This is a genomic window from Alicyclobacillus acidocaldarius subsp. acidocaldarius Tc-4-1 (assembly GCF_000219875.1).
Taxonomy (GTDB): domain Bacteria; phylum Bacillota; class Bacilli; order Alicyclobacillales; family Alicyclobacillaceae; genus Alicyclobacillus; species Alicyclobacillus acidocaldarius_A.
On sequence record NC_017167.1, the window covers coordinates 543,536 to 563,219 of the forward strand.

Here is a 19,684-nt window from a genome sequence, read left to right on the forward strand (position 1 = left end):
GCCTTCACTGCGGGCTAGAGAAAGGGATACGCTTCCATGCATGTGACGGCGAATGGCTGGTGGGCGCTCGTTGGCCTGTTGCTGCTGAGCTTTGTGCTGAACCCTTATCACTACGTGGCGACAAGCTTCGTGATTTGGGATCTGGTGAGAAACGTGCGCCGAGAGCGGGCTTGGTTTGGCGTGCGCGTCACGCGAATCGGCAAGACGCTTCTCCTGCGCTACGGCAGGGCGGTCGTCGTGGGACTCGTGGCGAGCTGCGCATTGCTTGCGGCTGGGGCTCAGGTGACGATCTCGTCCGCGCTGTACGTGTTCGTCGTGTCGATTGTGCTCGGCGTGATCCGATCACGGCTGGCCGCGGCGCCCATCGCCATCTCCGTGTCCGTTCTGCTTTCTTGGCTTGCGCGCGCCTATCACGGCGCTGTGCCAGCGGGACTTTTGCCTGTTTGGCGGGCCATCGTGGACATGCCGCAGGGGGATTGGCTCGCCATCGCTGCCATTGCCGCGCTGTCCGAGGCCGTACTCGGCCTGTGGGGGACGCGCGATGCCATCCTGCCGGCGCTCGTCACCTCCCGGCGAGGCCGGCGGATGGGGGCGATGAAACTCCAGTTCGGCTATGTGGTGCCTGTGGCGGTGTGGGTGACACCGTTCGCGCATTCAGAGTTGGCGTTCATCTCGGGCTGGCACCCGTGGCACGTGGTTTTGGGGCAGCCGCTTGCATGGTTTGCCGTGCCGCTCGCGCTTGGCTGGCACGCACTGCTCACCTCGCTGCGCGTGGAGCGGGCGCTCCACTACCTGCGCTGGTTCGACGTCATTCGCGGGCTCGTCTTAGCTGCGGGCTTCGCGGGTGTTTACATTTGGGGCCAACAGGCCGCAGTTTATGCGGCGGGTGCAACAATCGTTCTGACGGAGCTGTTCCGGATTGCGGTAAGGCGAATGGATCGAGCCCTGGAACCTCACTTTGCTCCGGACAGCGAGGGACTACGCGTGTTGTACGTGATCCGCGGTTCGCTTGCAGAGCGGCTCGGCATTCGTCCCGGGGAACTCATCACGCACGTCAATCAAGCGCCTGTTCACACGGAGTACGATTTCCACTTCGCGCTGGAACAAAATCCGGCGTATGCGCGCTTTCAAATCACGGACCGACGCGGCGAACCCCGCTTGGTATCGAGTCCTGTGTTCGAGGGAGAGCGCCACAACCTCGGCCTCATTTTTGTCCTGCCCGGAGAAGAGCCGGCACTTCGACTGAAGCGGCCGTTTGGCTTTCTCGAGACACTGTATCTGCGCATACCTGGCGGCGCGAGGCGTGATGAGACATCTCGCTCATAGAAGGAGGCGTTCGCATGGATTTCGCAACGGTACTCGGGTTGCTCCTCGGCATTGGCGGTCTTCTCGGGGGCTACATCCTCGACAAAGGAAACATCGCCGCGCTCATTCAACCTTCTGCCATGATGATTGTGTTCGGTGGCACACTTGGGGCGACGATGCTGTCGAGCCCTCTAAAGGTCTTTCTGTCTCTGCCGAAGTACCTGCGGATCGCCTTCTTCGCGCCCAAGCGAGATCCACGCGCGCAGATCGATCAGTTAGTCGATCTCGCCGTCATGGCCCGCCGAGAGGGCATTCTCGCGCTAGAAGACCATGTGAACTCGTTCGACGACGCATTCATGCGCAACGGTGTCCGGCTGATTGTGGACGGGATCGACCCGGAACTGGTGAAGGACATGTTGCAGACAGAGCTCGCGCACATCGAGGAGCGGCACGAGGTGGGGATCACCATGTTCGAGGCCGCCGGCGGATTCGCGCCGACCATGGGCATCATCGGCACGGTGATGGGGCTTGTGCACGTGCTCGGCAGTCTGACGGACGTGAGTTCGCTCGGGCCTGAGATTGCGACAGCTTTTATTGCCACACTCTATGGCGTCGCGAGCGCAAACATCTTTTGGCTCCCCGTCGCCAACAAGTTGAGGGCGAGATCGCAGGAGGAGATGCTCGAGCGGGAAATGACCCTCGAGGGCATCCTGTCCATTCAGGCTGGCGAGAACCCGAACGTGTTGAGGCAAAAGCTGCTCTCGTTCCTGGCGGCGTCGGATCGCGTGGAGAAGAAGGCGGGGGTTCAGAGTGGAGCGGCGCAGCAAGAAGCCTAAGCACAAGCAGAACCACGAGCGTTGGCTGGTGACGTATTCCGATCTCATCACGCTCTTGCTCGTGTTTTTCGTCGTGATGTTCGCGATGTCGACCATCGACAAGACGCGCTTCGCAACGCTGGCCGAATCGCTGTATCAGGCACTGCATCCCGGCCAGCAGATCCCGCTGAACATGGGAACGACGGCGCTGCTCGAAAGCGGCGATCAGAACAATGGCCAACAGTTCCCAGACAACCTGCAGAACCCTAACAACCCAACCAACGCGACGACGCAGAACCAGCAGTCGAACGAGGACCTCACGGACGCGAAGCAGCTCGATTTGTTATATCGGGAAATTCAGCAATATATCGCGAACCATCATCTGACGGGCGAAGTGCAGGTCGTGGATGAGGCGCGCGGCGTGCAGATCACCATGCGGGACGTGGCGCTCTTCAACACGGGACAGGCCGTCCTTTTGCCCAAGGCCAAGGCCATTATCGAAGGGCTCATTCCGTTCTTCAAGCAGATCTCCAACGACATCGTGGTAGAAGGTTACACGGACACGCAGCCCATCAACACGCCCATCTACCCGTCCAACTGGGAGCTTTCCGCCGCGCGCGCCATGAGCGTGGTGCGCTTCTTGGCCGATCACGGCATCAACCCCACGCGCCTGGCCGGCATGGGTTACGGTCAGTATCATCCGGTGGCGTCGAACGCCACGCCGGCAGGTCGCCAGGCCAACCGCCGCGTGAACATCGTGATCCTGCGCAAGATCTACGCGCCTGGCACCGCCCCCGCGCTCCCCACCAACTGAGCTGCGAGTTGCGACGAATGTCTATGCAGAAGCTCTTCTTCTCCGCGTGGACGCCTCTGTTGGCTAGAGGCCCTTTCGCGCGAACAAGGGAAGGACGGGCCGAGTCCGCTTTGCACCCGTCGCTTCCGTTTTTTATAATGAGTAGGTGATCTCACGCAATCAGATCGCGAGTTTTGGAGGGAACGTTTGTTCCCTTTTTCTCGTTCGGTGTGATAGAGTGAGGCTGTGTCCATCTCCGTCCGCGGATGAGCCAAGGAGCAAGGAGGGCGAGTCATGTCCCAATTACCTGGCAAGTTTGAGCTTGTGACGGACATGAAACCTCAGGGCGATCAGCCTCAGGCGATTGAGGCGCTCGTCGATGGGGTGTACAGCGGCCTCCGTCACCAGACGTTGCTTGGCGTGACGGGATCGGGGAAGACGTTCACCATGGCTAACATCATCGCGGAGGTCAACCGCCCGACGCTGGTCATCGCGCACAACAAGACGCTCGCCGCGCAGTTGGCGGCCGAGTTTCGCGCGTTCTTTCCCAACAACGCCGTGGAGTATTTCGTCAGCTACTACGACTACTATCAGCCGGAGGCGTACATCCCGTCGACGGACACGTATATCGAGAAAGACGCGAAAATCAATGACGAGATCGACAAGTTGCGCCACTCCGCCACGGCTGCGATTCTGGAGCGGAACGACGTGCTGGTGGTCGCGAGCGTATCCGCCATCTACGGCCTCGGCAATCCTGAAGAGTATCGGCATCACGTGCTTTCGCTGCGGGTGGGTGCCGTGATGGACCGCAACCAGGTGCTTCGCAAGCTGGTGGATATGCAATATACCCGCAACGACATCAACTTTACGCGCGGCACGTTCCGCGTGCGGGGGGACGTCGTCGAAATTTTTCCGGCCTCCCGCGACGAAAATGCGATTCGCGTCGAATTTTTTGGCGACGAGATCGACCGAATCTCGGAGATCAACGTGCTGACCGGAGAAGTGGTGGCGCGGAGGTCGCACTTCAGCGTCTTTCCCGCGTCGCACTATGTCACATCGCGCGAGCGATTGGAGAGGGCCATCGAGCGGATTCGCGCAGAGTTGGAGGAGCGGCTCGCGGAACTGCGCGCTCAGGGCAAGCTGCTGGAAGCGCAGCGGCTTGAGCAGCGGACCAACTACGACATCGAAATGATGCTCGAAATGGGCTTTTGCTCCGGGATCGAGAACTATTCGCGGCACCTCGAGGGCCGTGAAGCCGGAGAGCCTCCATACACGCTCCTCGATTACTTTCCGCCGGGCTTTCTCACGTTCATCGACGAGTCTCACGTCACCATCCCGCAGCTACGCGGCATGTACAACGGCGACCGGAGCCGCAAGCTGACGCTTATCGAGCACGGGTTCCGGCTGCCTTCGGCCGCGGACAACCGCCCGCTCAAGTTCGAGGAGTTCGAGCGGGCCGTGGGGCAGTGTATCTACGTCAGCGCCACACCCGGGCCCTACGAGCAGCGGCATCAGCAGCGCATTGTCGAGCAGATTATCCGCCCGACAGGGCTCGTGGATCCGGAGATCCACGTGCGGCCCGTCAAAGGGCAGATTGACGATCTCGTCGGCGAGATCCGCGAGCGCATCCGGCGCGACGAGCGGGTCCTCGTGACCACATTGACAAAGAAGATGGCGGAGGACCTGACCGATTATCTGAAAGAGCTCGGCATCAAGGTCCGCTACCTCCATTCGGACATCAAGACCATCGAGCGCATGGTGATCTTGCGCGACCTTCGGCGCGGCGTGTTCGACGTGCTGGTGGGGATCAACCTCCTGCGAGAGGGGCTGGATCTGCCGGAGGTGTCGCTTGTCGCCATCTTGGACGCGGATAAGGAAGGGTTTCTCCGGTCACACACGTCGCTCATTCAGACCATCGGTCGCGCGGCGCGCAACGCGAACGGCACGGTCATCATGTATGCCGACACCATCACCGAGTCGATGCGCATTGCTATCGAGGAGACGGAGCGCAGGAGGCAAAAGCAGATGGCGTACAATCGAGAACACGGCATCATCCCGCAGACCGTTCGCAAGGCGGTGCGGGACGTGATTGAGTCCACCAAGGTGGCGGAGTCGGAGGAGGACTACGTGGCCGTGGCGGAAAAGGCGCAAAAGCTGTCGGGCCGCGAGCGCAAGGAACTTATTGCGAAGCTGGAGCAGGAAATGAAGGCGGCCGCGAAAGCGCTCGAGTTCGAGCGAGCCGCAGAGCTGCGCGATATGATCATGGAACTCATGGACGCGTCGTGAGGCGCAAAGGAAGAAGGAAGACGGCATGCCACAGGATTATATCCACGTGCGCGGGGCTCGCGTGCACAATTTGAAAAATATCGACGTCAAGATCCCGCGCGACAAATTCGTCGTGATCACCGGCCTCAGCGGATCCGGCAAATCGTCGCTCGCCTTTGACACCATCTACGCCGAGGGACAACGGCGGTACGTCGAGTCGCTCTCGGCTTACGCCCGCCAGTTCCTGGGCCAGATGGACAAGCCGGACGTCGACGCCATCGACGGCTTGTCGCCTGCGATTTCGATTGATCAAAAGACGACCAGCCGGAATCCGCGATCGACGGTCGGCACGGTGACCGAGATCTACGACTATCTCCGGCTTCTGTTCGCGCGGGTGGGGCAGCCCTTCTGCCCCCATTGCGGCATCCCGATTCAGTCCCAGACCATCGAGCAGATGGTCGATCGCGTCCTTCAATTGCCCGAGCGCACCAGGCTCCAGGTGCTGGCGCCGGTGGTCCGAGGGCGCAAGGGCGAGCATCAGCGGGTATTCGAGCAGATGCGGAAGCAGGGCTTCGTCCGGGTGCGCGTCGACGGCGAAGTGCGCGATCTCGACGAGGACATCCAGCTCGAAAAGAATCGCAAGCACACCATCGAGGTGGTCGTCGACCGCCTCGTCGTGCGCGATGACATCGCGAGCCGGTTGGCGGATTCGCTGGAGACGGCACTCGCCCTGTCCGGCGGCATTGTCGTGATCGACGTCATCGACGGCGAGGAAATGCTGTTCAGTCAGAACGCCGCATGCCCGCACTGCGGTTTTCAGGTGGACGAGTTGGCGCCGCGCATGTTCTCGTTTAATAGCCCGTTCGGCGCCTGCGAGACGTGCACGGGCCTCGGCGTCAACCTGGAAGTGGACGAGCAGCTCGTCATCCCGAATCCGTCGCTGACCATTGAGGAAGGGGCCATTGCGCCCTGGAGCGGATCCTTCTCGAACTACTATCCGGAACTGCTGCGGGCCGCATGCAGAGCATTCGGCATTCCGACGGACGTGCCTATCGCGGAACTGCCCGAGGAGGCCGTACAGCTCCTCCTACGCGGAAACGGCCAGCTCATTCGCTTCTCGTATGAGAACGACTTCGGCCAGCACAAGACCGCTCACATTCCATTCGAGGGCGTGATTCCCAATCTGGAACGCCGATACCGCGAGTCGACGTCCGAGTCCATCCGCGAATTCATCGAGTCCTTCATGAGCGCGAAGCCGTGCCCCGCGTGCCACGGCCGGCGTCTCAAACCGCAAAGTCTGGCCGTCCGCGTGGGCGGGAAAAACATCGCCGAGGTCACGGAGATGACGGTCGGCGAGGCGCTCGCGTTTTTCCGGGGGCTCGAGCTCTCCGAGAAGGAGATGCACATCGCTCGCCAGATTTTGAAAGAGATTGAGAGCAGGCTCGGATTTTTGCGGGATGTGGGCCTCGATTACCTGACCTTGGCGAGATCGGCCGGCACGCTGTCGGGCGGGGAAGCGCAGCGGATTCGGCTCGCGACGCAACTCGGCTCTTCCCTCATGGGTGTGCTGTACATCCTCGACGAACCGAGCATCGGCCTCCACCAGCGGGACAACGAGCGCCTCATCCGAACGCTCGAGCACATGCGCGATCTCGGCAACACGCTGATTGTGGTGGAGCACGACGAGGACACCATGCTCGCCGCGGATCACATCATCGACATGGGCCCGGGCGCGGGCATTCACGGCGGCGAGGTGGTGGCGCAGGGGACGCCGGCCGAGATCATGGAAAATCCCGCTTCGCTCACGGGGCAGTATTTGTCCGGGCGGCGCTTCATTCCCGTTCCAGAGGAGCGGCGAAAGCCAGATGGGCGCTGGCTCGAGGTGCGCGGCGCGCGAGAGAACAATCTGAAGAACTTCGACGTCCGCATTCCCATTGGGCTCTTCACGTGCGTCACCGGCGTTTCCGGCTCGGGCAAGTCCACGCTTGTGAACGAGATCATCCATAAGGCGCTGGCGCGGGATCTGAACCGCGCGCGCGTCAAGCCGGGCGATCACGACGTCATCTTAGGGCTCGAACACCTGGACAAGGTGGTCGACATCGACCAGTCGCCGATTGGGCGCACGCCGCGATCGAACCCAGCTACGTACACGGGCGTGTTCGACGACATCCGCGACTTGTTTGCCGCGACGAACGAGGCGAAGATGCGCGGCTACAAGAAGGGGCGCTTCTCATTCAACGTGCGCGGCGGCCGGTGCGAGGCGTGCAAGGGCGACGGGATCATCAAAATTGAGATGCATTTCCTTCCCGATGTATACGTGCCCTGCGAGGTGTGTAAGGGCAAGCGGTACAACCGCGAGACACTCGAGGTCACCTTCAAGGGCAAGAACATCGCGGATGTGCTCGACATGACAGTGGAGGACGCATGCGCGTTCTTCGAAAATATTCCGCGGATCCGCCGCCGCTTGCAGACGCTGGTGGACGTAGGGCTTGGGTACATCAAACTCGGCCAGCCGGCGACGACGCTCTCGGGCGGCGAGGCGCAGCGCGTGAAGCTGGCATCCGAGCTGCATCGCCGGTCGAACGGGCGCACGCTGTACATTCTGGACGAGCCGACGACGGGGCTGCACGTGGCGGACATCGAGCGGCTCTTGACGGTCCTTCACCGCCTGGTCGAGAATGGGGATACGGTGCTCGTGATTGAGCACAACCTGGACGTCATCAAGACGGCGGACTATCTCATCGATCTCGGCCCGGAGGGCGGCAGCCGCGGCGGTCAGGTCGTGGCGGCCGGTGCGCCTGAGGAGGTCTGCCGCAATCCCCAGTCGCACACGGGGCGGTTCCTCCGTCCCATTTTGGAGCGGGATCGCGCCCGAATGGCCGCGCGCCGAGCAGTGGATCTCGAGGCGGCCTGCGACTGAGCGCCGGGAAGGGAGGAAGGGGCCGTGGCCAATCCGCGGGGAGTGAGTGTCAGGCAACTGGTGCGCGATCTCGATCTGCACGTGTTCAACCAGGACGCGGATCTGGACCGCATGATCTACACGCGAGACATCAATCGCCCAGGGCTGGCGCTGGCAGGCTACCTGCGCTATCACCCTGCGGAACGCGTGCAGATCCTGGGAAGAACCGAGCTGTCGTTTTGCGAGGTCTCAACGAGAAGGAACGGGCTCTGCGGGCGTTTGCGTTTTGTTCATATCAGCAGACGCCGTGCATCATCATCACGCGCGGCGACACGCCGCCGCCGGTACTCTTGGAGGAGGCTGCCTCTCGCCGCATCCCGGTGCTCGGCACGCCCATGGTGACAACGCGGCTGACCGCACGCATCTCCAATTACCTCGAGGACAAGCTGGCTCCGGAGACTTTACAGCACGGCGTGCTCGTCGACGTATACGGCATCGGGATTCTCATCATCGGTTCCAGTGGGATCGGCAAAAGCGAGACGGGGCTTGAGCTCATCAAGCGCGGTCACCGGCTCGTCGCGGACGACGCGGTGGTGATTCGGCAGATCTCCGACGACTACCTCGTCGGCAGCGCGCCGCCGTTACTGCAGAATCTCATCGAAATCCGCGGCCTTGGCGTCCTGAACGCCATGACCCTGTTTGGCGCCGGGGCCGTGCGGACGCACAAGCGCATCTCGATGGTCGTGCATCTCGAGGCGTGGCGAGATAACCACGCGTACGACCGCCTCGGCATTGAGACGGAGACCATGAAGATCCTGGACATCGAGCTGCCGAAGGTGACGGTGCCCGTGCGGCCCGGTCGTAACCTCGCCGTGATTGTCGAGGTCGCGGCCATGAACTTCCGCCTGAAGGGCATGGGGCTCGACGCGGCGAAGCAGTTTGCAGCGGAATTGGAGCAGATGATCGCTGCGCAATCGGAGGGAAGCGCTTGAGTGCGGCCAATAGACGCTCAGGAGGCAAACCGTCTACGGCGCAGGCAAGGTGAAAAGCAAAAGCGGCGGACATTTCCGCCGCTTTTACATTTCCTCCGGCGCCTCGATGCCGAGAAGGTAGAGGGATTTCGCGAGCGCTTCGCGCACCGCACGCGTGAGGGCCAGTCTGGATGTGCGCGCCGGCTCGTCCGCCTGCAGGATGGGGTGATCGTGATAAAAGCGGTTGAACGCGTGACACATCTGAAGGGCGTATCGGGCAATCACGGACGGATCGTACGTGTCGACCGCGCGCTCCAAGGACTCGTTGGCCTGCGCGAGCAGGAAGATGAGCGCCCACTCCGCGTCATCCGGCTCGTAGCCTGGGTCCCATGCGACCCGATCCACCTCCGCCTTGCGCAGCACGCTCGACGCGCGGGCGTGGGTGTACTGGACGTAAGGCCCGGTCTCGCCGTCGAAATTGAGCACGTCCTCATACCGGAAGTCCACCTCGTGAACCCGGTACGTCTTGAGATCGTTGAAGATCACGGCTCCCACGCCGATCTGGCGGGCGATCGCGTCCTTATTTTCGAGCCCAGGGTTTTTCTCGTCGATGATGGCGCGAGCTTCTTCGATGGCCTTCTGCAGGACGTCTTCTAGGTAGACGACGTGCCCGCGCCGGGTCGACAGCCGCTGGCCGTTGAATTTCATCAGCCCAAATTGGACGTGCACGCAGTTTTTCGCGTAGTCGCGCCCCATGAGCTCAAGCACCTTGAACACCTGTTCAAAGTGCAGCTTCTGTTCCGCGCCCACAACATACAGCAGCGTGTCGGCGCCGAACGCGTGATGCCGGTAGTCCGCCGCGGCGAGATCGCGCGTGGCGTAGATGGACGTGCCGTCTGACTTGACGATGATGCAGGGCGGCATACCGTACGCGGACAAATCGACCACTTCCGCGCCCTGGTCTTCGACCAACAGCCCCTTGTCCCGCAGTTCCTGCACAATGGCATCCATCTTGTCGTTGTAAAAGCTCTCGCCGATGTAATGCTCGAACTCCACGCCCAAGAGGTCGTACACCTGTTTGAACGCGCGCAGGCTCTCGTCGATAAACCAGCGCCAGAGGCGCGTCGCCTCCGGATCGCCCTCCTCCAGCTTCTTAAACCACAGCCGCCCCTCGTCTTCGAGTTCGGGCGACGACTCCGCCTCCTGGTGAAACCGGACGTAGAGGCGGAACAACTCCTTGACCGGGTCCTTGCGGACTTCATCCTCATTGCCCCACTTGAGGTACGCCGCGATGACCTTGCCGAACTGCGTGCCCCAGTCGCCCAGGTGGTTGACGCCTTCCACCCTCCACCCGTCTTCGCGCATCATGCGCTTGAGCGCGTGGCCGATGATGGTGGAACGCAGATGTCCGACGCCAAACGGCTTGGCGATATTGGGAGACGAGTAGTCGATCACGGCCGTCCGCCCACGGCCTCGCTCCTCTGAGAACAGATTGTGCACGGATGCGATGGCCTGTCCTATCACGCGTTCCGCGAATGGGGACCGCGCCAGCCGGATGTTCAGAAACCCCTTCTCGGCCTGTGCGCTTTCCACGCCGTCGACGTGCCGTACGCGCTCGGCGAGCTCGTCCGCAATCTGCACCGGGTTCTTGCGCATCTCCCGCGCAAACGGAAAGCAGGGTAGGGCGAGATCGCCAAGCGCCGGATTCGGCGGATATTCGAGCATGCGGGCGATCTCGTCGACCGGCCGCGCGACGACGTCTGCAATCGCATGTGCGATGGCACGTTTGATGGATCTCACGTTCATCCCCCTGTACAGTCCTCCAAAAGCGTCTATTCATTATAGCATGTACAAATATCTTGAGGAACTTCGCCATTTCTGGCCCGCTGTGCTATACTTTTTCCACCAGTTGCGGGCGCGAGCAGCGCGTTCGCCCGATCTCGCCATGAAGTGCGTGTGCCGTTGAATGGTCGCAAAGGAGGCGCTGCACAAGGTGCAAATGGACAAACGTCGCCATCGCTACAACAAGGTGGAACGACCCGAGAACGTCATCGCGATGAAGCTGGACGCGTCCTACTTCTTCGAGCGAGGCATGCGCTTCTTGCAGCGGAATGATCTGGCGCGCGCGGTAAAAGCGTTTCAAAGAACCGTGGAGTACGAGCCCGACAATCCCGTTCATTACTGCAACCTCGCGGGCGTGCTCGCGGAGCTCGGCGATTTTGAAGCTTCCAATGAACTGTTGCACTACGTGCTTGAGCATATGGATCCGCACATGTCGGAATGCTGGTTTTATCTCGCCAACAACTACGCCAACCTAGGTGACTACGATGCGGCTGAAGAGCATCTCCTTCGCTACTTGGATGTCGATCCCGACGGAGAATACGCCGCCGAGGCGGAAGAGATGCTCTGCATTCTCATCGACGAGTTTGGCGGCGGCCGGGCGCTGGAGCGGCGCAGGCGCGAGGAAGCACGCGTGGAGACGATGCAAGCTATCCAGGATGGGCGCTACTTTCTGGAAAACGGACAGTTTGAAGTCGCCGTGGAGTGGCTGGAGCAGGTGGTGGCGGCCGATCCAGCCCACATTGCGGCTCGGAACAACCTAAGCTTGGCGTACTATTACACGGGCCATTACGACAAAGCGCTGGCGATGGCCGAGAGCGTGCTCGAACGCCAGCCGGACAACCTGCATGCGCTCTGCAACCGCGCGCTTTTGTTGCAACATTTCGGCGATGAGGAGCGGTTGCGGCGGGCGGTGGAGCCGCTGCAAAAGGTCATCCCCCTCCACCCGGACATCGCGATGAAAGTGGCCATCACACTGGGGTTCGTCGGCCGTCATGCCGAAGCGCTCGCGGCGTTTCGGCGGCTCGCGCGCCTCGTCCCGCCGGATCATCCTATGCTGCTGCATGGCCTCGCAGCTGCGCACGCAAATCTCGGGAACCTGACCAGTGCAGAAGTGCTATGGAGGCAATTGTCGCGACACGAGGACTGCGCACGCGTGGCGGACTATCATCTCGAGCGGGTGCGTCAAGCGCGGGCGGCGGGACTTGCGTCGGTGAGCGTCAGCTATCAGCTGGACATCCCGGTCGAGATGCAGCTCGCCGAGGTCCGAGACCGCCTTCAGACGTCGTCTCCGGACGAATGGAAGCGAGATCCTTTGCTTCGGGCATCCTTATACTGGAGTTTGCGCCATGGCGATCGCGAGGTGCGCCAGCGCGTCATTCGCGCGCTCGCGGTGGTCGGCGACGGGGATGCCGAGCAAGCGCTGAGGTCGTTTTTGACTCGATCCGACATCGACGCGTCGCTTCAGGAGCAAACCCTCGTTGCACTTAAGCGGATGGGTGCGAAGGGCCCAGTTCGAATCTGGCGCGCCGCGGGTCCCATTGAGATGCGGCTGGAGGATGTGCGGCAGGACATCATCTTGGATTTGCAACCGCAGTGGCGAGAGGTGTGGGACCTTGCGGCGGAATGGCTCACCGCTCGCGGCCTTCGTGCCCTGGTGGGCCAAGCGCTTCGGTTCTGGCTCACGTACCTGTACGACGACTTGTTCCTCGACCTGCGCAAGCGGATTGTGAAACCCGAAAGTTGGGCAGCCGGTCTGTTGTACGTGGTGTTGCGTTACGCCAACGTGCCTGTTGTGCAGCGAGATCTCGCTGCGCAGTTCCGCGTTTCCGTGTCCTCGCTCAGCAAATGCAGTTCCCGCATGGAGCAGGTGGTGCTTCGGGCAGGATGGCGGGCGCGGCGGAGTCGCGAAGAGTGACGGATGGCGGGAAATGTTCGGCGGTCATCAGAATTTCACGAGGATGTAACACAGATGAAACATGTGCGGTCTACTCTAAAGGCGTAGCACATTTGACCCCCTTTTGATATAGAGGTTCTTGGGCACTCGGATTCCGGGTGCCGCTTTTTTTGTGTAGAACGCATCCCTGGTATACTTTTGGCGGAGCATGCTATGCTGTTCACAAATGGGGTGGGCGCCTTGCAGGTGATTGTCAACTGCTATGCACCGTTTGACGGCGGGTTCGTGATGTTGCGCAAACCGCGCCGCGGATGGTGGTACCTGCCGGGCGGCAAGGTCGAACCAGGCGAGTCGTGGCGACTCGCGGCCATGCGCGAGTTCACCGAAGAAACAGGTTTGGAGCTCGAGGACGCCCATCTTCGCGGAGTGTATGAGATTTACATCGCCGCGGGCAACGAGGAAGGCGAGAAGCGGCGCCTCATCGCCCAGTTCGTCGGGCGAGGGGCCTCGGGAATCCTCCGAACCGTCCATCGAGAAGGCACGCTTGCCATCGTGACGAAGCGGGAACTCCCGCGCCTGCCCATGGACGAAGGAGATCGCCTCATGCTTTTGCATGCCATTGCCGCCGAGGAGCACGGTGATGATAGGGTGTTCTTTGGGAGCTTCTCGTACGACGCGGATCACCGTCTGCTTCGTCATGAAATGGATCCGGAGGGCTATCCACTGGAACCGCTGTTTGCGCGCAGCCAAGAGGGGGATGTGCTGTGACCAACCGCTTGCAGGCGATTGTGCTGACCGGCATGTCAGGCGCGGGTAAGTCCACTGCGATGCAGGCGTTCGAAGATTTCGGTTTTTTCTGCGTCGACAACTTGCCGCCTGCGCTCATGCCGCGGCTCATCGACATGGCCGAGCACGCGTCTGGCAAGCTAAGCAAGATGGCGTTTGGCTGTGATCTGCGCGGTGGTGAACTGTTCGAGCCTCTATTGATGACCGTCCAGGAAATCAAAGAACGCAAGGACGTCACCGTGACGCTCGTGTTTCTCGACGCGGACGACGCGACGCTCGTGAGGCGCTACAAGGCGTCGCGCCGCCGCCACCCGCTTTCGATGGGCGGCAGGTTGCTCGAGAGCATCCAGGCTGAGCGGCAGAAACTCGCGGGCGTGCGGCAGGCGGCCGACGTCGTGATTGACACGTCGAACCTATCCGCCAATCAACTCAAGCAGGAATTGAGCCGCCGGTTTGTCGACCATGCGATGCGCCTTCCGGTCCACGTGGTGTCGTTTGGGTTCAAGTTCGGTGTGCCGCTCGATGCAGACATGGTGTTCGACGTGCGGTTTTTGCCGAATCCCCACTACCTCGATCATCTGCGGCCTTACACCGGAGAAGACGAACCGGTGTACAATTACGTCATGCAGTGGCCGCAGACACAGGCTTTCTTGAAGAAGGCGGAGGATATGCTCGACTTTCTCATCCCGGAATTTCAGCGGGAAGGGAAGAGCCATCTCGTCATCGGCGTGGGTTGTACGGGTGGCAAGCATCGCTCCGTAGCGGTCGCGAAGCACATCGCCGAACATCTTCGAGAGATCGCCGTGGTTGATCTCACGCACCGGGATTTCAGGCGGGAGGACTAGCCCATGCGACAGTGGTGGTTGCTCGCGTGGACCATCGCCTGTTTCGGCATGGGCCTTTTGACGGGCGTTTTACGGCTTTCGCACTGGCCGCACGCCGCCGACATCGGCGTTGCCATCGTGTTGGCGGCTGTGCTTTTGCTCGCGTTTGGCTGGTGGTCGGACATTCGGCGCCAGCGACGGCTGCAACGCTGGCGAGAGCGCAGGCTGAAGATTGTGTGTATCGGCGGCGGAACGGGTTTGTCGACCATTCTTCGCGGTCTGAAGGAATATGACATCGATCTCACTGCGGTCGTCACGGTGGCGGACGATGGAGGGAGTTCCGGCAGACTGCGGCATGACTTTGCCATGCCTCCACCGGGAGACATCCGCAACTGTCTGGTCGCCTTGGCGGACACGGAGCCGCTATTGGAGCGCCTGTTGCAGTTTCGTTTCCCCGCCGGCGAAGGGCTCGAGGGTCACAGCTTCGGGAACCTGTTTCTCGCGGCGATGACGCATATCATGGGCGACTTTGAGTCGGCGATTCGCGAGACAAGCCGCGTGTTGGCGGTTCGAGGAAAAGTGCTGCCGGCTGTGCGCGAGGATGTGCGTCTTCGCGCGTACCTCGAAGACGGCCGCGTAGTCGAGGGGGAATCGCGCATTCCGGAAGCCGGCGGGCGCATCGAGCGACTGGAACTTGTTCCCGCTGACCTCGAACCCCTGCCCGACGTCATCGCAGCCATCGAGTCCGCGGACGCCATCGTCGTGGGACCGGGGAGTTTGTATACGAGTGTGTTGCCCAATCTGTTGGTTCCGGGCATCGCTGAAGCCATTGCGTCGAGCCGAGCCTGCAAGATTTACATATGCAACGTGATGACGCAACGCGGGGAGACAGACGATTTGTCGGCATCGAGCCACGTGCGCGTCATTTATCGCCACGTGGGGCGCCGGCTGTTCGACTACGTGCTGGTGAACGCAGCACCGCTGCCGGAGGAGGCCCTGCGGCGCTACCAGGAGCAGATGAGCTATCCGGTTCGGGTGGACATGGAGGAGCTGCACAAACTCGGGCTCAAGGTCATTGCCCGCGATTTTATTCATTATGCGACTTACGCCCGCCACGACAGCCGAAAGGTCGCGGAACAGATTGTGAGCCTGTTGGGCTACGAGCGGGAAACGAAGCACCTCACGAGATAGGAGAGATAGCCAGATGTCGTTTGCCGCGGAGACCAAAAAGGAATTGACGCAGATCGCCTCGGATCCCGCGGCAACTCGGTACGAGCTGATGGCGGTGTTCGCCCTGAGCGCGTCGTTTCGCCTGAAGGAGGGCGCGGGCGCACTCGTCATCGAAACCGAGAACGTGGCCACGGCCAGGCGCGTCTACACGTCGATCAAGCAGTTGTTGGGCATTCGTCCGGAAGTCGTGGTGCGGCGGAAAATGCGACTCAAGAAGAACCACGTGTACACTTTGCGGTTGAGCCGCATCCAAGCCGAGTTCGCGCTCGCGGAGTTGGGATACGGCGGTGAGATCGCAGAGGGCCCTCTGGCCGTCGCATGGACGCTTCCTCGAAAGGACGAGGCCCGGCGGGCTTTTCTCCGAGGAGCGTTTCTCGCGGGTGGTTCAGTGAACGCACCTGGAAGTTCCTCGTATCATCTGGAAATCTACGCGCATTCGCTCGATCTCGCCGAGTGGCTCATGCGGTTGATGAATCACTACGGACTGAACGCGCGCGTGACGGCTCGGAAGAAAGGCTATATCGTCTACATCAAAGAGGTCGAAAAGATCGTCGAGTTTTTGAGCGTGATCGGCGCAGTGCGGGCGCTTCTCCAATTTGAAGATCGGCGGATTGTGAAAGGGATGCGAAATCAGGTGAATCGCCTGGTGAACTGCGAAACGGCGAACATGAACAAGACCATTTCGGCAGCCATCCGGCAACTGGAGCACATTCGCTGGATCGAGCGTACGATAGGGCTAGAAAGATTGCCCGAGCACCTGCGCGAAGCCGCGATGCTGAGGCTCCAGTACCCGGAGTCGAATCTTCAGGAACTGAGCGCGGCCATCGGAGGGCGAGTTTCCAAGTCGGGGCTGAACCACCGGTTCCGCAAGTTGGAGGAGATCGCCGATCGGTTGCGAGAACGTTCAAAAAAAGGTCATGCAGCTGTCGATAAATCGTCGGAAATGACCCATAAAGAACCGTGAAACCGCTATCTTCCGCGGTGCGTGGGATGATATACTGAAAATCAATCCTGGGGACTTGGTGATGAAAATGTTTGAGAAAGAGACGATTGTCCGCCTGCGCGGCGGTTTGTTTGCGCGCGCGGCCGCCAAGTTCGTTCAAGAGGCGACGCGCTTCAAGTCGGAAGTGTTTGTGGAGAGGGACGGCAAGACGGTCAACGCGAAGAGCATCATGGGTGTCATGAGCCTCGCGATTCCGTCCGGTGAGCGCGTCGTCATTCGGGCGAGCGGCACAGATGAGCAGGCCGCAGTGCAGCAGTTGACGAAGCTCATCGAGTCGGAAGAATTGTTCGTGTGACGTTGTGTTGTCCGCGTTCGTTCTCCTCTTCCGCTCCGGTTCATACAATCCACCGTGGAGAACCGGAGGTGTGACGGATGGCGCGGAAGATGCGTGTCGGAAGCCGGCGGCGTACACCTGTTTGGCTGATCATGGCTGTGGCATTGGCCCTTTTCCTCACGGTGTACGAAGGCTACCGCATAATCATGCCGTTCGTTGCGCGAGATCCCCTTTATCACGAGGTCAACTTCGGCCAGCGCGTGATCGACGACTGGCAGTACGAAGGAGAAAACGAGGAGGGTTACCTCCTCTTTTACAATCCCACGAATGGCGATCGCGCGATGCTTCCGCCTCAGAGCCGATTGTTCGGCGCGGATGGCAAGTGGGTCGTGATCGAACACGCCGACGCGGCATCGCTGACGTATGCGGAACCGCTCGAGGCCGCCCCGTGGTACGTGTATCTCCTGCTGCTGGCCGCGATGGGGGGCAGTGCCTGGTGGGCGGTCAAGCGCGTTCGGACCATGCGCGGCAAACGAATGCGGGTGCGCCCGGTTCCCAGGCGGAGCTCGACCGAGCCTTTCGGAGTTCAGCGCTCAAGGCGGAGATTCAAGCCGCGGCGAAGTTCAAGGCCGTCGTGACGCCCTTCCTCCGGCTTTGTGATTTACGCAACTCATGGTAGTCTATATGAAAAGCGGATCTTATGGACAGGCAGGAGGGGCGTTCGTGGCGCTACGAGAGGGCCGCGTTCAACAAATCCACAAGCGAGAAGAACGCGGAATCGACCGCTCGAATGAGCCTTTCGTCATTGAAAAGCTCGTTCGCAGACCTGGTTTGGTGGTCGTGCAGCGCCCCGCATTCGAACAGGGATACACGAATCACCTGCGCGAGATTTATCCGCAGTGGGGGATTGCGGTTAGCACGTGTATGGACAAGGGTGTCCCCGTCAAGCACCCTCGCCTGCGCTTTGACCATTACGTCGATCTCGTCAAGGTTTGGGAAGATCAGGAATATATTTACGTGGAAGACATGTATGTGGATGTCCTTCTGTACGAGCGGTCGTATTACCATATCATTGATCTCGAGGAGTTCGGCCAAGCCATCTTCTCGAGGCAGATGAGCTTGGCTGAAGCGAGGCGCGTGCTCGACAATACACAGCGGTTTGTGGATAGCTTCAAGCGCAGCCGCCTGTCGTACCAGGTCTGGAAGAACAAATATGGCGTGCACCGACGCTATCCATAGCGCCTCATCGCGGCGCAACTTCAGAGAGGCCCGCATCCCTTAGGGGCGGGCCCAATATGTCTATTCGCGGATTTCGTCCATCATCTGCTGCGCAAGGTCCTGTGCGGCATTCTGCATTTGATTTTTGTTCTGCATCTGACGCACGGCTTCCCAGGCCGCAATGCCTACGCTCGCGCCTATAAGCAGGGCTGTCATGGTTCCCATCCCGTGACTTCGCCGCCGCCAGTTCATTCGGCTTCGCGCCATCCCGCTCATCGCGTTCATCATATTCCACATAGCCAGCCACCTCCCCATGCGGTATTGTTCTCTGCACCGGCGGGCGGTATGAGGTGAACGCGTTCCAAAGGAGGCGCGAACGGGAAGGAGCGCACGCACACCGTGGAAGAAAGCTTGGCAGCTTTCACACATACACTAGAAGCGTGGTACACCCAGGCTAGTCGTGATCTCCCTTGGCGCCGCACGGCTGATCCCTACGCGATTTTGGTCAGCGAAACCATGCTTCAGCAGACGCGGGTTGAGACGGTCATTCCTTACTACGACCGGTTTATGGACCGCTTTCCCACGCCGCTCCATCTCGCGGACGCTGCCATCGATGACGTGCTCAAGATGTGGGAGGGGCTTGGGTATTACCGCCGCGCGCGCAATCTCAAAGCGGCCATGGAGGTGGTTCGAGATCGCCACGGCGGGCGGATTCCGGAGGATCCGGACGAGCTCAGAGCACTTCCTGGAATTGGGCCCTACACGCTCGGGGCCGTTCTCAGCATCGCATTCAACCGGCCTTATCCAGCCGTGGACGGGAATGTGCTTCGCGTCATGTCCAGATATTCTGGCATCGAGGAGCCGGTCGATCTGCCCAAGGTCAAGCGCCAGATTGAGCAGGACGTCGCAAAAGCGTTGAGATATGGGACACCAAGGGTGTTCACCCAGGCTCTCATGGAGCTCGGTGCGCTCGTCTGCACGCCCAAAAAGCCGCGTTGTTCAGTATGTCCCGTTGCCTCAAACTGTGCGGCGCGTGCGCGCGGTTTGACGGAAGCCTTACCCAAGCGGCTCCCCAAGCGAGCCCGCCGCAGGCAGATTGTGGTGGCGCTTTGGCTCACGCGCGGAGACTCGTTTTGGGCTGAGCGGCGCCCTGAGGGAGGGCTCCTTGGCGGTATGTGGCAGTTGCCTGCCGTCGAGATCGACGATTCGTCGGCTTCCTTGGAATGGCATGCGCGAGCCTGTTTGACGGAGCTTCGTTTGGGGCATGCACACAAGGGAGACACCATTCGAGAACCGGAGGCGGTGGTGTTCGAGCGCGTATGTGAGGCTTCGCATGCGTTCACGCACTTGGACTGGACGGTTGTCGTGTTTGCGCCGGTCGGGTATGATCAAGCTGGAGGCCAACTCTTGGAGATTCATCCGAGCCATGAAGGGACGTGGGTGGGTTTCGAGGAGATTTCGAAGTTTGTGTGGCCTAAAGTATATCAGGACGTTTTAAGTCAATTGATCTCGCGAAATCACAAGCAGTTGGCGCTGTTTTAACAGGAACAGGGCATCCCAGTGGA

General features: G+C 60.7%; 16 protein-coding genes and 1 pseudogene. 15 read left to right on the forward strand and 2 right to left on the reverse strand.

The window, feature by feature from the left end:
• The first annotated feature begins 36 nt into the window (after window positions 1–36).
• The 6 genes and pseudogenes from TC41_RS02500 to hprK all read left to right on the forward strand — a co-directional run bounded on the left by TC41_RS02500 (window position 37) and on the right by hprK (window position 9,069).
• Window positions 37–1,326, forward strand: coding sequence for a PDZ domain-containing protein (locus TC41_RS02500; protein ID WP_014463401.1), 1,290 nt, complete (start codon window positions 37–39; stop codon window positions 1,324–1,326).
• A 14-nt stretch (window positions 1,327–1,340) separates the two neighbouring features.
• Window positions 1,341–2,141 (forward strand): flagellar motor protein, encoded by an 801-nt coding sequence (locus tag TC41_RS02505; RefSeq protein ID WP_014463402.1) that lies wholly within the window; start codon window positions 1,341–1,343, stop codon window positions 2,139–2,141.
• Window positions 2,116–2,934 carry a flagellar motor protein MotB gene (locus TC41_RS02510; RefSeq protein WP_014463403.1) on the forward strand — a complete coding sequence of 273 codons (819 nt, stop codon included), beginning with the start codon at window positions 2,116–2,118 and terminating at the stop codon, window positions 2,932–2,934. The genes TC41_RS02505 and TC41_RS02510 overlap by 26 nt, the downstream gene beginning before the upstream one ends.
• 273 nt (window positions 2,935–3,207) lie before the next feature.
• A complete protein-coding gene (uvrB, locus tag TC41_RS02515; RefSeq protein WP_014463404.1) occupies window positions 3,208–5,199 on the forward strand; it encodes an excinuclease ABC subunit UvrB in 1,992 nt (663 codons plus the stop codon).
• 25 nt (window positions 5,200–5,224) lie between these two features.
• Window positions 5,225–8,098 carry an excinuclease ABC subunit UvrA gene (gene uvrA / locus TC41_RS02520; protein ID WP_014463405.1) on the forward strand — a complete coding sequence of 958 codons (2,874 nt, stop codon included), beginning with the start codon at window positions 5,225–5,227 and terminating at the stop codon, window positions 8,096–8,098.
• Between the two features lie 24 nt (window positions 8,099–8,122).
• Window positions 8,123–9,069, forward strand: a pseudogene (gene hprK, locus TC41_RS02525) (HPr(Ser) kinase/phosphatase).
• A gap of 84 nt (window positions 9,070–9,153) precedes the next feature.
• Here hprK and argS read toward each other — a convergent pair.
• Complete coding sequence (gene argS, locus TC41_RS02530; protein ID WP_014463407.1) at window positions 9,154–10,854, reverse strand: arginine--tRNA ligase; 1,701 nt, start codon at window positions 10,852–10,854, stop codon at window positions 9,154–9,156.
• A gap of 160 nt (window positions 10,855–11,014) precedes the next feature.
• On the opposite strand from argS, the gene TC41_RS02535 reads away from it, so the two are divergent.
• From TC41_RS02535 to TC41_RS02570, 8 genes are all read left to right on the forward strand, one after another.
• Window positions 11,015–12,805, forward strand: a complete 1,791-nt coding sequence (locus tag TC41_RS02535; protein ID WP_014463409.1) for a tetratricopeptide repeat protein — start codon at window positions 11,015–11,017, stop codon at window positions 12,803–12,805.
• A gap of 192 nt (window positions 12,806–12,997) precedes the next feature.
• Window positions 12,998–13,552 (forward strand): NUDIX domain-containing protein, encoded by a 555-nt coding sequence (locus tag TC41_RS02540; RefSeq protein WP_041694932.1) that lies wholly within the window; start codon window positions 12,998–13,000, stop codon window positions 13,550–13,552.
• On the forward strand, window positions 13,549–14,415 hold the full coding sequence (gene rapZ, locus TC41_RS02545) for an RNase adapter RapZ (protein WP_014463411.1): 867 nt from the start codon (window positions 13,549–13,551) through the stop codon (window positions 14,413–14,415). The genes TC41_RS02540 and rapZ overlap by 4 nt, the downstream gene beginning before the upstream one ends.
• Window positions 14,416–14,418: 3 nt before the next feature.
• Window positions 14,419–15,585: a gluconeogenesis factor YvcK family protein gene (locus TC41_RS02550; protein ID WP_014463412.1), complete on the forward strand. Its 1,167-nt coding sequence runs from the start codon at window positions 14,419–14,421 to the stop codon at window positions 15,583–15,585.
• Between the two features lie 13 nt (window positions 15,586–15,598).
• A complete protein-coding gene (whiA, locus tag TC41_RS02555) occupies window positions 15,599–16,588 on the forward strand; it encodes a DNA-binding protein WhiA (RefSeq protein WP_014463413.1) in 990 nt (329 codons plus the stop codon).
• Between the two features lie 67 nt (window positions 16,589–16,655).
• On the forward strand, window positions 16,656–16,922 hold the full coding sequence (locus TC41_RS02560) for an HPr family phosphocarrier protein (RefSeq protein ID WP_014463414.1): 267 nt from the start codon (window positions 16,656–16,658) through the stop codon (window positions 16,920–16,922).
• A gap of 131 nt (window positions 16,923–17,053) precedes the next feature.
• On the forward strand, window positions 17,054–17,539 hold the full coding sequence (locus TC41_RS02565; protein WP_014463415.1) for a hypothetical protein: 486 nt from the start codon (window positions 17,054–17,056) through the stop codon (window positions 17,537–17,539).
• A gap of 85 nt (window positions 17,540–17,624) precedes the next feature.
• Window positions 17,625–18,140 (forward strand): hypothetical protein, encoded by a 516-nt coding sequence (locus TC41_RS02570; RefSeq protein WP_041694935.1) that lies wholly within the window; start codon window positions 17,625–17,627, stop codon window positions 18,138–18,140.
• Between the two features lie 60 nt (window positions 18,141–18,200).
• Here TC41_RS02570 and TC41_RS02575 read toward each other — a convergent pair whose 3' ends face one another.
• Window positions 18,201–18,416: a hypothetical protein gene (locus TC41_RS02575; RefSeq protein WP_014463417.1), complete on the reverse strand. Its 216-nt coding sequence runs from the start codon at window positions 18,414–18,416 to the stop codon at window positions 18,201–18,203.
• A gap of 102 nt (window positions 18,417–18,518) precedes the next feature.
• Between TC41_RS02575 and mutY the strand changes: the two genes are divergently transcribed.
• Window positions 18,519–19,661 (forward strand): A/G-specific adenine glycosylase, encoded by a 1,143-nt coding sequence (gene mutY, locus TC41_RS02580; RefSeq protein WP_041694936.1) that lies wholly within the window; start codon window positions 18,519–18,521, stop codon window positions 19,659–19,661.
• The last annotated feature ends 23 nt before the right edge of the window (window positions 19,662–19,684 follow it).